This is a genomic window from Mycobacterium marinum, from assembly GCF_003391395.1.
GTDB classification, from domain to species: domain Bacteria; phylum Actinomycetota; class Actinomycetes; order Mycobacteriales; family Mycobacteriaceae; genus Mycobacterium; species Mycobacterium marinum.
In genome coordinates, this window is the sequence record NZ_CP024190.1 from 2314776 (window position 1) to 2328997 (window position 14222).

Annotated in this window: 13 protein-coding genes and 2 pseudogenes; 6 read left to right on the top strand and 9 right to left on the bottom strand. The window is 67.4% G+C overall.

Annotated elements, in window-relative coordinates; genetic code table 11:
- Window positions 1–168 precede the first annotated feature (168 nt).
- Window positions 169–1024 (top strand): annotated as a pseudogene (locus CCUG20998_RS09755) (transketolase C-terminal domain-containing protein); the annotation flags it as partial.
- On the opposite strand, the gene CCUG20998_RS09760 reads toward CCUG20998_RS09755, so the two are convergent.
- The 3 genes and pseudogenes from CCUG20998_RS09760 to CCUG20998_RS09770 all read right to left on the bottom strand — a co-directional run bounded on the left by CCUG20998_RS09760 (window position 1021) and on the right by CCUG20998_RS09770 (window position 3859).
- Window positions 1021–2328, bottom strand: coding sequence for a ribonuclease D (locus CCUG20998_RS09760; protein ID WP_036455486.1), 1308 nt, complete (start codon window positions 2326–2328; stop codon window positions 1021–1023). The pseudogene CCUG20998_RS09755 and the gene CCUG20998_RS09760 overlap by 4 nt on opposite strands.
- A 1-nt stretch (window position 2329) precedes the next feature.
- Window positions 2330–3009, bottom strand: a pseudogene (locus tag CCUG20998_RS09765) (DUF3000 domain-containing protein).
- A 40-nt stretch (window positions 3010–3049) separates the two neighbouring features.
- On the bottom strand, window positions 3050–3859 hold the full coding sequence (locus CCUG20998_RS09770) for an enoyl-CoA hydratase/isomerase family protein (RefSeq protein WP_020728428.1): 810 nt from the start codon (window positions 3857–3859) through the stop codon (window positions 3050–3052).
- 122 nt (window positions 3860–3981) lie between these two features.
- Between CCUG20998_RS09770 and hemE the strand changes: the two genes are divergently transcribed.
- Genes hemE through CCUG20998_RS09790 form a run of 4 tightly spaced genes read left to right on the top strand, consistent with a single transcriptional unit; the run spans window position 3982 to window position 7854 of the window.
- Window positions 3982–5043 carry a uroporphyrinogen decarboxylase gene (gene hemE, locus CCUG20998_RS09775; protein WP_036455489.1) on the top strand — a complete coding sequence of 354 codons (1062 nt, stop codon included), beginning with the start codon at window positions 3982–3984 and terminating at the stop codon, window positions 5041–5043.
- Entirely contained in the window at window positions 5040–6407 is a 1368-nt protein-coding gene (locus CCUG20998_RS09780; protein ID WP_036455491.1) for a protoporphyrinogen oxidase, read from the top strand. The genes hemE and CCUG20998_RS09780 overlap by 4 nt, the downstream gene beginning before the upstream one ends.
- Window positions 6408–6412: 5 nt before the next feature.
- On the top strand, window positions 6413–7108 hold the full coding sequence (gene hemQ / locus CCUG20998_RS09785) for a hydrogen peroxide-dependent heme synthase (RefSeq protein ID WP_020728431.1): 696 nt from the start codon (window positions 6413–6415) through the stop codon (window positions 7106–7108).
- Entirely contained in the window at window positions 7105–7854 is a 750-nt protein-coding gene (locus tag CCUG20998_RS09790; RefSeq protein WP_020728432.1) for a class I SAM-dependent methyltransferase, read from the top strand. The genes hemQ and CCUG20998_RS09790 overlap by 4 nt, the downstream gene beginning before the upstream one ends.
- A 5-nt stretch (window positions 7855–7859) precedes the next feature.
- On the opposite strand, the gene msrB is transcribed toward CCUG20998_RS09790, so the two are convergent.
- The 4 genes from msrB to CCUG20998_RS09810 are packed head-to-tail and all read right to left on the bottom strand — an operon-like array spanning window position 7860 to window position 12029.
- Complete coding sequence (gene msrB, locus CCUG20998_RS09795) at window positions 7860–8300, bottom strand: peptide-methionine (R)-S-oxide reductase MsrB (RefSeq protein ID WP_036455494.1); 441 nt, start codon at window positions 8298–8300, stop codon at window positions 7860–7862.
- A complete protein-coding gene (gene aftC / locus CCUG20998_RS09800) occupies window positions 8297–9607 on the bottom strand; it encodes an arabinofuranan 3-O-arabinosyltransferase (protein ID WP_020728434.1) in 1311 nt (436 codons plus the stop codon). The genes msrB and aftC overlap by 4 nt, the downstream gene beginning before the upstream one ends.
- A gap of 19 nt (window positions 9608–9626) precedes the next feature.
- A complete protein-coding gene (locus tag CCUG20998_RS09805) occupies window positions 9627–11216 on the bottom strand; it encodes an alpha/beta fold hydrolase (RefSeq protein WP_103654031.1) in 1590 nt (529 codons plus the stop codon).
- Window positions 11217–11246: 30 nt separating this feature from the next.
- Complete coding sequence (locus CCUG20998_RS09810; protein ID WP_020728436.1) at window positions 11247–12029, bottom strand: pyrimidine reductase family protein; 783 nt, start codon at window positions 12027–12029, stop codon at window positions 11247–11249.
- 21 nt (window positions 12030–12050) lie between these two features.
- Between CCUG20998_RS09810 and zapE the strand changes: the two genes are divergently transcribed.
- Window positions 12051–13163 carry a cell division protein ZapE gene (zapE, locus tag CCUG20998_RS09815; RefSeq protein WP_036455498.1) on the top strand — a complete coding sequence of 371 codons (1113 nt, stop codon included), beginning with the start codon at window positions 12051–12053 and terminating at the stop codon, window positions 13161–13163.
- Here zapE and CCUG20998_RS09820 read toward each other — a convergent pair.
- Together CCUG20998_RS09820 and CCUG20998_RS09825 are read right to left on the bottom strand one after the other, a co-directional pair.
- A complete protein-coding gene (locus CCUG20998_RS09820) occupies window positions 13141–13644 on the bottom strand; it encodes a GNAT family N-acetyltransferase (protein WP_223161269.1) in 504 nt (167 codons plus the stop codon). The two genes, zapE and CCUG20998_RS09820, sit on opposite strands and share 23 nt — an antisense overlap.
- Window position 13645: 1 nt before the next feature.
- Entirely contained in the window at window positions 13646–14206 is a 561-nt protein-coding gene (locus tag CCUG20998_RS09825; protein WP_020728439.1) for a hypothetical protein, read from the bottom strand.
- Window positions 14207–14222: the final 16 nt, after the last annotated feature.

Genomic DNA, 14222 nt, shown 5'->3' on the forward strand with positions numbered 1-14222 from the left:
CTTTGTCTATTGAAATTCGAAATGTGCCGCACCGTCCTACGGCTTCGCTCACCCGCGCCTCGACGTCCCCCGGCCCTGCTGGGGATGGCAGCCCTAGGCTTCCGGCGCTGGTGCCGCCCGCTCCGGCGCCGCCGTTTCCGCCGGCCAGGCCCGCGCCGACGCCGGAACCGCCGTTGCCACCTTGTGGCCATCACCGCGGCCATGCCGGGGCCGACCGGGCTGACGGCGTTCGGGCAGCGCTTTCCGGACCGCCTGTTCGATGTCGGCATTGCCGAGCAACATGCGATCACGTCGGCAGCTGGGCTGGCGATGGGTGGGATGCACCCGGTAGTGGCGACCTATTCGACGTTCCTCAACCGGGCAGTCGACCAGTTGAGGATGGATGTGGCGCTGCACCAGCTGCCCGTCACCATGGTGCTCGACCGGGCAGGGATCACCGGTTCGGATGGTCCGGTCCACAACGGCATGCGGGATTTGTCGATGCTGGGCATCGTCCCCGGAATGCGGGTAGCCGCGCCCAGGGATGCCACCCGGTTGCGCGAGGAACTGGGGGATGCGCTCGAGGTCAGCGATGGTCCGACGGCTTTGTGATTCCCCAAAGGTGACGTCGGTGACGATATTCCGGCTTTGGAGCGGCGCGGAGACGTCGATGGCGCTGGCGGTGGCCAAGCGGCTACACAACCAGGGCATCGGGGTGACGGTGATCGACCCACGCTGGGTGTTGCCCGTCCCCGACGCGGTGCTCGAATTGGCGGTGGCGCACAAGCTGCTGGTGACCCTCGAAGGCAACGGGGTCAACCGGGGGACCGGGTCAGCGGTGTCGGCAGCGCTGCGGCGTGCCGAGATCGACCTGCCGTGTCGCGATGTGGGCCTGCCGCAGGATTTCTTCGATCACGCGTCGCGTGGCGAGGTGTTGGCCGACTTGGGGCTCACCGACCAGGATGTCGCCCGCCGCATCACCGGCTGGGTTGCCGCGCTGGGTTCCAGCGTTGCCGAAACCGAGATCACCGAACAGCTCGACTAGCGGGCGCCCGGTTCGGTCTCGGGTTCGGCGGCATTGGCCAGCGCCGCGGCCAGGGCGGGTACCACCAGCTCACGCTGCCAGACCCGGGCTTGCCCGGTGGCCAAGAATTCATCGATGGTGCTGGCTATCTCGGCGGCGGCCACCGGTGCCCAGTCCCAGCACAGGCGCCGCACCAGCTCGGGCGTGACCAGGTTCTCCGTCGGCACTCCCACCGAATCCGACACCTCGGACAACGCCGCGCGGGCGGCCTCCAGGCGCGCGGCAGCTTCGGGTTTGCGTCGGCTCCACCGCGCCGGAACGGGCGGCCCATTGGAGGGTTCGGCCACTTCCGGCGGATGCTGGCTCTTGCGCGCGACGTCGAGGGCCCCGAGCCACATCGTCGCGTTACGGCGCTGGTTGCGCCCGCCGAACACCGGCAATGACACCAGGTCTTCGACCGACTTCGGGTCGGCGAGGGCGGCATCGATGATCGCCGAGTCCGGCAGAATCCGGCGGGGTGCGATGTCACGACGCTCGGCGATGCGGTCTCTGGTTATCCACAACTCGCGAACGGCGGCCAGACCTCGCCGGTCACGCACTTTGTGGATCCCCGAGGTTCGCCGCCAGCGGTCCGGTTTGGCGGTCGCCGGCACCCAACGTGATTCGAACGTCCGCAGATACTCGAATTCTTGCGCGGCCCAGTCGGATTTACCTTGCTCGGCCAGCACCCCCGAGATCGCCGAGCGCAGCTCGATGAGCAACTCCACGTCCAACGCGGCGTAGTTGAGCCAGTCCGACGGCAGCGGACGCTTGGACCAGTCGGCGGCGCCGTGGCCTTTGACCAGCCCCATGCCGAGCAGCCGCTCGACCATGGTCGCCAGGTTCACCCGGTCGTACCCGGCCAATCGCCCCGCCAGTTCGGTGTCGTACAACGCCGACGGACGCATCCCAACCTCGGCCAGACAGGGCAGGTCCTGGTCGGCCGAGTGCAGGATCCACTCGTCTTTGGCCAGCACTTCGGCCAGCGGTTGCAGCACGGTCAGCGGGTCACCGCCGTGGCTGACCGGGTCGATCAGCACCGTTCCGGCGCCGGCCCGCCGGATCTGGATCAGATAGGCCCGATTGGAGTAACGAAAGCCCGATGCGCGCTCGGCGTCGACGGCAAAGGGGCCGCTGCCGCGGTCCAGGAGTGTCGCGGCCGCCTCGATCTGGCCAGCGGTCACGGAGAGTTCCGGAACCCCGCTCGCCGGGCTCAGCAGGGGAGTGGCTTCGGGTGCTGTGCCCTCCGGCGGTTCGTTCCCCTCAGGAGATAGGGCTGAGCACATATCAGGCGCGCGACCTCGAGCCCAGGTCGACGACCCCGGCCGGCGGCAGGCCCGCGGCGTGCTCGAGGACAGCGCAGAACGCCTCGACGTGGCTGCCTAGATCGGGTGTGGTCGCCGTCCACGACGCTCGTAGCTCGAGCTGATGGGCGCGCGGCGGTCCGGAGATGTCGCCGTAGCGCACCGATGTGGTGGCGGTGACGGTGCCGCCGAGCGCGGTCACGTGTTCGGTGCGTGATTCCAGCGCCTCCACCAGCCAACTCCACGCCACTTCCGGTAGCAGCGGATCGATCGCCTCGTGCGAGTCCAGATCGGCCTGAATGTAGGCAACCAGGCGAATGGTGCCGTCCCACGCATCAGAACCATCAGGGTCATAGAGCAGAATCAGCCGTCCGAAAGCGTCGCCTTCGGATCGTTCGGGCACGATGTCGAGCTCGGGATGCTTGACTTCGGCCCCCAGGGCATAGCTGTACGGGGCCAGCCGCTGTGGCGGGCGGATGGGGCCGAGTTCAATCTCGGGCCGCACGGTGACAGCGTTCATCGCCGCTACCGCCTCGCGGAAAGGGGTCGGTTCGGCTGAGGTCACAAGCGCCGCTCCTCTCCCCCGCAAGCGGGAGGTGCCCCCCAATCGCTGCGCCCCGTCTTATCGTCGGCGCGGTTCACAGAATTCGACGGTAGACCCATCGGTCGACACGCGGGGACAGGCGCGCCGTTTCGTCGCCGGCTAGGGCCCCTCGGTGCGGTCGGTAAACCGGGCGGGACGCTTCTGCCGGTGCGCGGCCAGGCCTTCCTGCACGTCGGGGCCGGTGAACCCGAGAAACTCCAGGCCAAGCGACGTTTCGAAGGTCGGCCCGAACATCCGGTACCAGTGATTGAGGCTGCGCTTGGTCCAGCGGATCGCGTTTTGCGCCCCCTGCCCCAGATTCTCGGCCAGCCGGGTGGCGGTGGGCAGCACCTCATCGTCATCGACGCACGTCGAGACCAGGCCGATGCGTTCAGCTTCTTCGCCGGACAGTGTCTCGCAGGTGAGTAGGTAGTACTTGGCCTTGGCCATGCCGACCAGCAGCGGCCAGCAGATGGCGGCGTGGTCACCGGCCGCCACCCCGAGCTTGGTGTGGCCGTCGATGATTTTCGCGGTTGCGCTTGCCACCGAGATATCGGCGAGCAGCGCTACCACCAGACCGGCGCCAACGGCCGGGCCGCGAATCGCCGAAACCACCGGCTTGTCGAGGTTGACCAGGTTGAGCACCAGGTCACGGGCCTCGCGCATGATGCGGATTCGGGCTTCGTAGTCGCCGATCGTTTCGTCGATGAGCTCAAAACTGCCCCCGGACGAAAACGCTTTGCCCTCACCACGAACCAGCACCACCCGCACGTCGGGGTCACGGTCGATCACCGGCCAGACGTCGGCGAGGTCGCGGTGCATCTGCGGTCCGACCGAATTCAGCCCGGGGGAGTCCAGCACCAGATTCAGCACGCCGTGCTCACTCGGCTCGAAGCGAAGGCTGGGGAAATCTTGGTAGGTGAGTGGCATGCGGCGCTCCTGACCGTTGCTGGTTGCCAGCTGGTTGCCGTCGTGATGTTACGCAGCGGCCCGATAGCCTGCGGGGCCGCCCAAACCGCCTCATGGCAGCCCTCATGGCAGCATTGAGGCCGATGAGTACCCGTCGCGACCTTCCGCAGTCGCCCTATCTGGCCGCGGTGGCCGGCCGCAAACCCAGCCGAGTACCGGTGTGGTTCATGCGGCAGGCCGGCCGCTCACTGCCGGAATACCGGGCGCTGCGCCGCCAGCACAGCATGCTGGCCGCCTGCTTCGAACCCGAGGTGGCCTGCGAGGTCACCATGCAACCGATCCGCCGCTACCACGTCGATGCCGCGATCCTGTTCTCCGACATCGTGGTACCGCTGCGCGCGGCCGGTGTGGACTTGGACATCGTGGCCGATGTCGGACCCGTCATCGCTGCGCCGGTGCGTACGGTTGCCGATGTCAACGCGATCAAACCCATTGACCCCCAGTCGATTGCGCCGGTGTTCGACGCGGTTGAGCTGTTGGTCGCCGAGCTGGGTGACACTCCGCTGATCGGATTCGCCGGAGCGCCCTTCACGTTGGCCTCCTACCTGGTCGAGGGCGGACCCAGCCGCCACCATGCCCGGACCAAGGCGATGATGTTGGCCGAGCCCGCGACCTGGCATGCGTTGATGACCAAGTTGACCGACCTGACCATCGAATTTCTGCTCGGTCAGATCCGTGCCGGGGTGGATGCCATCCAGGTGTTCGACTCGTGGGCGGGAATGTTGTCGTTGGCCGACTACCGCCAGTACGCGTTGCCGCACAGCGCGCGGGTATTCGCCACGCTGGCCGAGCATGGTGTTCCGATGACGCACTTCGGGGTCGGCACCGCAGAACTGCTGGGTGCGATGTCGGAGGCGGTCAAGCCGGGGACGGCGAAGGTGGTCGGCGTGGACTGGCGCACCGCGCTGGCCGATGCCGCCGCCCGGGTGCAACCCGGCACCGCGCTGCAGGGCAACCTGGATCCGGTGGTGCTGCTGGCGGGCTGGCCCGCGGTGGAACGCGCCGCACGCGCCGTCGTCGACGATGGACGTCGGGCCGTCGACGCGGGTGCGGCCGGGTACGTCTTCAATCTGGGGCACGGGGTACTGCCGCAGACCGATCCGGGGGTGCTGACCGACCTGGTGTCACTGGTTCACTCGCTATGACGCCGGGCTCGTATTGTGTTGTGGGCGGTGGAATCTCGGGCCTGACCGCGGCCTTCCGGTTGCGGCTGGCGGTCGGTGAAGACGCCTCGATCACCCTGTTGGACCCCAGCGATCGGCTGGGCGGAATCTTGCGCACCGAGCGGGTCGGCGGACAGCCGATGGATCTGGGTGCCGAAGCGTTCGTGGTGCGCCGTCCGGAGATGCCCGCCCTGCTCGCCGAACTCGGTCTGTCCGGGCTGCAGCGCTCCACCACGGGCGCCCGGCCGCTGATCTACAGCTGCCAACAGCTGCACCCGCTGCCAACGGGCACCGTGATGGGGATCCCGGCTTCGGCGCGCTCGCTTGCCGGCCTGGTTGACGACGCCACGATTGCCCAGATCGAGGCCGAACCGGACCGGCCGCTGCACTGGCGCCCGGGCGGCGATCCCGCGGTGGCCGAACTGGTGGCCGAGCGGTTCGGCGAGCAGACCGTGACCAGGTCGGTCGATCCGCTGCTGTGCGGCGTCTATGCGGGCTCGGCCGCCACGATCGGTGTGCGCGCGGCCATCCCGGCGGTGGCGGCGGCGCTGGACCGCGGCGCCACCAGCCTGACCGAGGCGGTTCGGCAGAGCTTGCCACCGGCCGGTGCCGGTCCGGTATTCGGCGCCTTGGCGGGCGGCTATCAGGTGCTGGTCGAGGAGCTGGTCGCACGCAGTGGGGTGCAATGGGTGCAGGCCGCGGTCAGCAAGATCGAACCCGGTTGGACGCTGCACGACGATGCCGGCCGGCGCTGGCACGCCGACGCCGTCATCCTGGCCATCCCGGCCCCGCGCCTGGTGCGGATCCTCGACGGTGTCGACGGGGTGGATCCACGCAGCGTCGCGGCCGCGAGCCGGGTGCGCAGTGCCTCCTCGGCAGTGGTGGCGCTGGCGGTGCCAGCAGATACCCCCTTCCCGCAGTGTTCCGGGGTGCTGGTGGCCAACGGTGAGCCGTTGCGGGCCAAGGCAATCACGTTGTCGTCGCGGAAATGGGGTATCCAGGGCGACGTCCAGCAGCTGCGGATTTCGTTCGGGCGGTTCGGCGACGACCTGGCCGAGCGCGTGTCCGACCACCAGCTCCTCTCGTGGGCGCGCGACGACCTGGCCACGGTGTTCGGTGTGACGGTGGATCCCATCGATTCACGTGTGCAGCGGTGGATCGAGGCGATGCCGCAATACGGTCCCGGTCACGGGGAGCTGGTCGCGCAGGTGCGGGCCGGGCTGCCCCCGACATTGGCCGTGGCCGGCAGCTATCTGGACGGAATCGGGGTGCCGGCCTGTGTCGGGGCGGCGGGCCGCGCGGTGGACGGCGTCGTTGGGGCGCTCAACCCGCAAGTGGCACGATAGGTGCCATGGCACGCCTCGACTACGACGTCCTGAACGCAACCATTCGGTACCTGATGTTCTCGGTGTTCTCTGTGCGGCCGGGCGAACTCGGTGACCACCGCGAAGCCGTGATCGACGACGCTGCGACGTTTTTCAAGCAGCAGGAGGAACGCGGCGTCGTGGTGCGCGGCCTCTACGACGTCGCGGGCCTGCGGGCGGACGCGGATTTCATGATCTGGACCCACGCCGAGCACATCGAAACGTTGCAGGCAACCTATTCGGACTTTCGGCGCACCACCACCTTGGGGCGGGCCTGCACTCCGGTGTGGAGCAGCGTCGGGCTGCATCGCCCGGCCGAGTTCAACAAGAGCCACATCCCGGCATTTCTGGCCGGCGAGGAGCCCGGCGCCTACATCTGCGTGTATCCGTTCGTGCGCTCCTACGAGTGGTATCTGCTGCCCGACGAGGAGCGACGTCGCATGCTCGCCGAGCACGGCATGGCCGCGCGTGGCTACAAGGACGTTCGGGCCAACACGGTGCCGGCGTTCGCGCTGGGCGACTACGAGTGGATCCTGGCGTTTGAGGCCCCCGAGTTGGACCGCATCGTCGATTTGATGCGTGACCTGCGGGCCACCGACGCCCGACGGCACACCCGTGCGGAGACGCCGTTCTACAGCGGGCCGCGGGTGCCCGTCGAGCAGCTGGTGAACTCGCTGCCATGACCGCCCCGGATCCGACCGACCCCACCCGCTTCGAGGAGATGTATCGCGACCAGCGGGTGGCACACGGCCTGCCGGCGGCCACACCGTGGGACATCGGCGGCCCGCAACCGGTGGTTGAGCAGCTGGTCGCGCTGGGCGCGGTCAAGGGGGAGGTGCTCGACCCGGGCACCGGGCCCGGCCACCACGCGATCTATTACGCGTCCAAGGGTTACTCGGCGACCGGCATCGACGGATCGGCGACCGCCATCGAGCGGGCCCGGGACAACGCGGCCAAGGCCGGGGTGTCGGTGAACTTCCAGGTGGCCGACGCTACGAGGCTGGAAGGCTTGGACAACCGATTCGACACCGTCGTCGACTGCGCCTTCTATCACACCTTCGGTACCGCGCCCGAGCTGCAGAGGTCCTACGTGCAGGCGCTGCGGCGGGCGACCAAGCCGGGCGCACGGCTTTACATGTACGAGTTCGGCTCCCACCAGGTCAACGGATTGACCGCCATCCGGTCACTGCCGGAGGAAAACTTCCGCGAGATGCTGCCACTTGGTGGTTGGGAGATCACCTATCTGGGGCCGACCACCTACCGCACCACGGTGAGCATGGAGACGCTGGAAACCATGGCCGCGCGAAACCCCGAGGTGGCTGACCAGGTCGGGCCCCTGGTGGAGCGGTTCAAGACGATGCAGCCCTGGCTGACCGACGGCATCGCGCACGTCCCGTTCTGGGAAGTCCACGCCACCCGGCTGGACTGACCCCGCTATTGCGCTGATGAGTCCGTGGGAACCAGGCGCAGCGAGATCGAGTTGATGCAGTAACGCAGATCCGTCGGTGTCGGATACCCCTCGCCGGCGAACACATGGCCCAGGTGGCTGTGGCAGTTCGCGCACAGCACCTCGGTACGCAGCTGGCCCAGTGAGTGGTCGGGACGCAGGATCACCGCCTCGCTGGCCGACGGGTCAAAGAATGACGGCCAGCCGCAATGCGATTCGAACTTCTCGGTACTGCGGAACAACTCCGCGCCACAGGCCCGGCATTGGTAGATGCCTTGCGTCTTGGTGTCGGTGTACTCGCCGGTGAACGGGCGTTCGGTGCCGGCCAGACGCAGCACGTCGTACTCCCGCTGGCTGAGCCTTTTGCGCCACTCGTCTTCGCTGAGTTGCAGTTTCGGACGCTGCGAGCCGGCGTCGGAGGAGGTCATGCGTCCACGCTAGCGCGCTCTCGCTCGGCCGTCAGCCACGCCGGATCGATCCCGCTATCCAACCGGTCTTCGGCCTTGGCGTCCAGGTAGCGGAAATACAGCACGGTGAACGTCACGATCAACAGCAGCGACCACCCGTAGGTGATCTTCAGATACTCGAGGGCGCGGCCCCACCGCATCCAGTTGAACAGCAGCCAGCGATCCAGCGTCATGAAGCCGTAGATCCCCAGCCACGCCGGCCAGTTCCGGATCACCGAGTTGCGCAGCGTGATCGTCATCAGGAACGGGAACAGCATCATCGAGTAGTAGCCCTGGGCCAGCGACATCGCCAGCCACGACCACAGCAGCAGCACACCCGAGGAGGTGGTGAACCAGAACAGGGGATCGCGGGTGCGGTAGTAGCGGTACAACAGCCACAAGCTGGCGATCGCGATTGCGGTGAACAGCAGCCGCAGGAACAGGATCAACCAGGTCGGCAGGCCGAAGTAGATGCCATTGCCCTGGATCGAACTGTTGAAGTAGTCGCGGGTGCCCAGGATGTAGGGCAATGTCCGCGTGAAGAAGTCCATCGGATGATTGATCAGCGGCAGGGCGGCCACGTTGATGGCGATGGGGATCACGATGGCGGTCACCAGCGTGCGCCACTGGCGGTTGAGCAGGGGCAGCAGCAGCAGCGGGCCGAGTAGTGGTTTGAGTACCAGCGTGAATCCGATGGCTATCCCGGCCCACCATTGATGACTGACCCGGCCGTCCAGCAGCCACCGCAGGAACAGCACCTCGAGCAGCAGAATGCAGCCGTTGATGTTGGTGAAGACCAGGGTGTTGGTCACGGTCTCGGTGGCGAACATGGCCAACACCAGGGCGGGAGCGGCGACCGAGGTCAGCGTGAAGTTGAACAGCCGCAGCAACAGGTACGCCGCCAGCAGGATGGCCGCGGTGTTGATAGAGATGAACAGGTAGCGCGACGGCGCGAAGGGCAGGTACCCGAACGGGGCCATCAGCAGTGTGCCGCCCGGCGGGTAGAGATAGTGCGGGTCGACGTAGTCGAAATGCTCGTTGTAGATATCCCAGCCGCGGCGGAAGTTGAGCACCGCCCGATACACCGGCTTGAAGTCGTCAGTGATGTTCCCGTTGGTGGTCAGCACGATGGCGCGATGCAGTACCGACAAAATGGCCGCCGGCCACAGCACCGAGCGCAATATCGTAGACGCGCTCGGTGGGCCGGTACGGGGACGGAATGCGGCTTGCATGCATTCACGCAAGCCGGTTCGGGTCGAGTCAGCCGCGGTCACCAGCGCACCGTACACCGGGGCGGCCGAGCCGGTTTCAGGCGGGACAGTAGGTGTCGGTGCCCGGCAGTTCGCCGTCGTTGAGATAGCCGATCAGCGGCGGTACCGCGCAGGACGAATAGATGCTGGCACCGTGTCCGATGCCCTGCCACATCACTCGCTTGCTGGCGGCGTTGGCGTTGATGATCGTGGCCGCGGTCTGGGCGACGCCTTCGTTGCCCACGATCGGGTCGTTCTGCACCCCCAGCAACAGCACGTTGACCTTGAGGCTCTTGGGGGCGTCGGTTGTCGAGCCGCTGGGCCAGTGCACGCACTTGACCAGGTTGAGTGCGGCGACCGTGCCGAATTGCGGATAGATCTTGCCCCAGGCGACCACCAGTTCGCGAACCCGGTCCGGGGTGGGGCGATTCACCGCGTCGCTGCACGAGCTGACGAACTGGCCGTCGGTGTGCTGCAGGGCATCGGCCCGGTTGATCAGGTTGGACAGCTGGTTCATGTCACCCGCGCGGGCGGCCACCAGCGCGTCCGCCAGGCTGGTCGTGGTGCGGATGCGGTCCGCGGTGGGAAAGCCCAGGGCGGTGGTGATGGCGGTGGCTATCGAGGCCACCGACTCGCCGCCGGGGCCGTTGTCGGAACGGGCGTCGTTCAGCAGTGCGGCGACGGCGCCCTTGGGATCGGATCCGAGCGCGCAGTGCACCGCGACACACTGTGCGGCGAACGCATCCAGCGCCGCTTGCTGACCCTTGACCTGTTGTTCAGCGGCGGCTTCGGCGCTGACCCCCAAAGCCACCGGGGAGTCGAGGATCAGCCGGGCGACCTTGTCGGGTCGTGATCCGGCGTAGGTGAGGGCGACCTGAGCGCCGTTGCCGATGCCGACCAGCGCCAGTGCCGGCACATCCCACAGATTGCGCAGCCGCTCGATGTCGGATGCGGCGTGTCCGTTGTCGTAGGCGGATGCGCCGGGGGCGATGGCGTCGGTGCAGTCGGTGGTGGCTTCGTTGGAGATCGTCGAAAGGTTGGCCACCGGGTCATCGCCGGTCTGGAACTGCGACTGATCACGCATCTCGGTGCGCTCGTAGTGGTCGCGGCAGTCGATCGGGCTCGACATGCCCATCCCACGGCGGTCGATGGCAACGATCGGGTGGGTGCGCAGCACGTCGGCACCGGCATGGGACAGCCAGACCGGCAACTGAGTCGACGACGGCAGGTCGGAGCCGGTGGTGAAGACCAGGGGCCCGGCGTCGCGTGGCGTCTGGCCGGAGCGGGCGCGCACCACGCCGATACTGACGGACCCGGATCCGCCGTTGACCGGATCCAGGTCGTTGTCGAAGGTCGCGCACTCCAGCCTGGTGCCGGGGGCGCCCTGAACGCCGGCATCGGAATAGACCTGTGAGGTGCAGTCGGTCCAGGACAGATCGTTCTTGGGCGCGGCGATCGGCGGCGGGCCGCTGGGCGGTGGTGTGGTGGTGGCGGCGCCTTGCGGGCGCGCGCCGGTATTGGTGGCAAAGCGCGGGTCAGCGCCCAGTACCGGAACGCAGGCAGCCAGCACTGTGGTCACCGAGAAGGCCACCGCGACGCGAATCGGGGTGGACGGGAGGCGCCGACTCATGCCGACAACAGTAACCACTGCGCTCAGCGATGCTGCGCGACGTGCAGTTCAGGCTCGAACGTAGCGGGTGTAGAGGTACCCGGCATCGTCGGTGATGACGTGGGCGCAGTGCATCCGGGTTTGCAGCTGGCCCGGGCCGGACGCGATGCGCCGGGGCAGACCACCCACCACAACGGGGGCGATGGTCAGACACAATTCGTCGAGCAGATCCTGCTCGATCAGCGATCCGAACAGCGTTGGTCCGCCCTCGGTGAGGATGCGGCGCATGCCCCGCCCGGCGAGTCTGGCCAGCAGCAGGCCCTCGTCGACCCGGTGGGGGTCCTTGCCGGAGCAGTCGACCACTTCGGCGAGGCCGGTCAGCCGCCGGCGGGTGTCGTAGACGGCCGCCGCGGCGGTCAGTACCAGCGGTGGTACCTCGGTTCGGGTGAACACGGGCAGATCCCGGTCCAGCTGACCCGTGTTGGTGGCGATCGCCAGTTGCGGGACTTCGCTCTGTCCGCGGGCCTGCCGCTGCTGGCGTTCCGCGACGCCCAGTTGCGCACCGGAATAGCCCTCGATGCGCACCGTGCCCGCGCCGACCAGGATGACGTCGGCCAGCTCACGCAGCAGAACAAACACGGCTCGGTCGCCCGGCCCCGCTAGGCCGCCGCTGGTGCCCCCGACGGTCGCGCCGCCGTCGAGGCTGGTGATGAAATTGGCCCGCAACCAGGTGCCGCTCAGCTTCGCCGGATAGCCGTAGAACTCGGGCAGGTCCTCGTCGGTGAGTTGGCGGTCGGTTCCGAGCAGCGTCAGCTGTGCATCGGCGGACCGGCCTGAGGTTGGGTCAGGCATGGGCAGACCTCCACGTCGGCTATGAAGTTGATTGCAACACGCCGCTACAGTGCCAGCATGCACGGGTCCACTTCTGCGGGTGCTTGGGGAGGGGTGGCGCATCTGGTGGACCGTCATCCGTCGGTGTCGCCAGAGCGGCTGATTGCCCAATTGCGGCCGCCCCCAACCTTCGCCGAGGTGAGCTTCTCGACGTATCGGCCGGATCCCGCGGAACCGACCCAGGCCGCCGCCCTGGTGGCGTGCCGGGAATTTTGCCAGGAGGCGGTGCAGCGCCGGGCTGGCCGCAAGAAGCTGTTGGGCAGGCGTGAGGTGTTGCCCGGCGTGGGGCTGTACCTCGATGGCGGATTCGGTGTGGGTAAGACCCACTTGCTGGCCTCGTCCTACTACCAGCTGCCCGGCTTGGGGCCGGACGCACCCGAACAGCCCAAGGCGTTCGCGACCTTTGGTGAGCTGACCCAGTTGGCGGGCGTTTTCGGCTTCGCGGAATGCATCGACCTGCTGGCCAATCACACGGCCGTGTGCATCGACGAGTTCGAGCTTGATGACCCCGGTAACACCACGCTGATCTCCCGGATGCTCTCGGCGTTGGTGCAGCGGGGCGTGTCGGTGGCCGCCACCTCCAATACGCTGCCCGAACAGCTGGGTGAGGGGCGCTTTGCCGCCCAGGACTTTCTGCGCGAGATCAACACGCTGGCAAGTATTTTCACCACGGTGCGGATCGAGGGGCCGGACTACCGCCACCGTGGCCTGCCGCCGGCGCCGCGGCCGTTGTCCGATGATCAGGTCGCCCAGCGCGCTGCTACGGTGCGCGGCGCGACCCTCGATGACTTCGACGCCCTGTGCGCCCACCTGGCCACCATGCATCCATCGCGTTATCTGACCCTGATCGACGGTGTGAGCGCGGTGTTTCTGACCGGTGTGCACCCCATCGAGGACCAACATGTTGCGCTGCGGCTGGTGGCGCTCACCGATCGGCTCTATGACGCCGGCATCCCGGTGGTGGCATCCGGGGCCAAGCTGGACACCATTTTCAGCGAGGAGATGCTGGCCGGCGGCTACCGCAAGAAGTATCTACGTGCCACCTCACGACTGTTGGCTTTGACGGCCCCGGTCAGCGAAGCTCGCGAACCATGATGTAGTCGTTCTCTTGGTGGGGGCCCAACTGAAATGTTCTGGTGCCACTCACCGTGAACCCGCGTTTGGCGTAGAAGCGTTGGGCCCGTTGGTTTTCCTGGTTCACCCCGAGCCATACTCGGCGGGCTCCCCAGTCTTGGGCGGTAGTGAGCGCATTGTCCATCAGCGCCTTGGCGGTTCCGGTGCCGTGCTGGTCGGGCAATAGGTACAGCTTGGACAACTCGACATCGCAGTCGTCGGTATCGGCGCGAACGAGCATGGCGTAGCCCACAATTCGGCCGCCAGCGCGAGCGGCAAGAATGGTGCGCTGCGGATCGTTGAGATATTCGGCGAACCGGTCGCCCGACAAGTTGGTCTCGATGAACGACGCGACGTGTTCGGCCGGTGCCGACGGCGGACAAGCCAGCGGGAAGGTGCGCGCGGCCACCGCACCCAACTCGGCGGCGTCGACGGGGCCCGCCGCGGCGATCTGGACGTTCAGCTCAGAGGTTCCACTGTGCGAGGTGCTGGCCGGTCTTGCGGTCCAGCAGCACGACGACGGAGACCGGATCGCGATAGGCGTCCCAGTACACCCCGCCGCGCACGATCGAGCCTTGTGGTGCGTTGCCCAGTGCGGCGTCCAGCCAATCCGGTGCGTCGCAGGGGCGCGGCTTGTAGGCGTCGGCGAATTGGGTGACGCCGTCGAAGCTGAAATTGGTGGCCATGATGAAGGAATTGGGCACCCGGACCGCACGGACCGTCACGTCGGCGCGGTTCACCGAGCTGCCGGGGAAGCTCTTTACCGGCACGCCGCTGCGGGTGTAGCCGAATCCCGGCGGTGGATCGACCGGTACCACGTTGCTCACGGTGACATCGGCGACGTAGGTGCCGGTATCGACTCGAAGCGTGTCACCGATGTGTCCGATCGGCGCATCGCCGGCCCAGGCGCGGGGAGCGGCCGAGTTCAATGCCAGCACCCCGGCACCGGCGGCGAGCAAGACGGCAAAGACGGGGGCCGCGAGAACGACGAGGGCGGAGCGAACAACCTTCGGCCAGCGGTGCATGTTTGCCTCCTCGGCG

Bases quoted from the DNA above. Each gene is read 5' to 3' on its own strand.
- CCUG20998_RS09760 (WP_036455486.1), bottom strand. From the start codon at position 2,328: ATGTGCTCAGCCCTATCTCCTGAGGGGAACGAACCGCCGGAGGGCACA.
- CCUG20998_RS09770 (WP_020728428.1), bottom strand. From the start codon at position 3,859: ATGCCACTCACCTACCAAGATTTCCCCAGCCTTCGCTTCGAGCCGAGT.
- hemE (WP_036455489.1), top strand. From the start codon at position 3,982: ATGAGTACCCGTCGCGACCTTCCGCAGTCGCCCTATCTGGCCGCGGTG.
- CCUG20998_RS09780 (WP_036455491.1), top strand. From the start codon at position 5,040: ATGACGCCGGGCTCGTATTGTGTTGTGGGCGGTGGAATCTCGGGCCTG.
- hemQ (WP_020728431.1), top strand. From the start codon at position 6,413: ATGGCACGCCTCGACTACGACGTCCTGAACGCAACCATTCGGTACCTG.
- CCUG20998_RS09790 (WP_020728432.1), top strand. From the start codon at position 7,105: ATGACCGCCCCGGATCCGACCGACCCCACCCGCTTCGAGGAGATGTAT.
- msrB (WP_036455494.1), bottom strand. From the start codon at position 8,300: ATGACCTCCTCCGACGCCGGCTCGCAGCGTCCGAAACTGCAACTCAGC.
- CCUG20998_RS09810 (WP_020728436.1), bottom strand. From the start codon at position 12,029: ATGCCTGACCCAACCTCAGGCCGGTCCGCCGATGCACAGCTGACGCTG.
- zapE (WP_036455498.1), top strand. From the start codon at position 12,051: ATGAAGTTGATTGCAACACGCCGCTACAGTGCCAGCATGCACGGGTCC.
- CCUG20998_RS09825 (WP_020728439.1), bottom strand. From the start codon at position 14,206: ATGCACCGCTGGCCGAAGGTTGTTCGCTCCGCCCTCGTCGTTCTCGCG.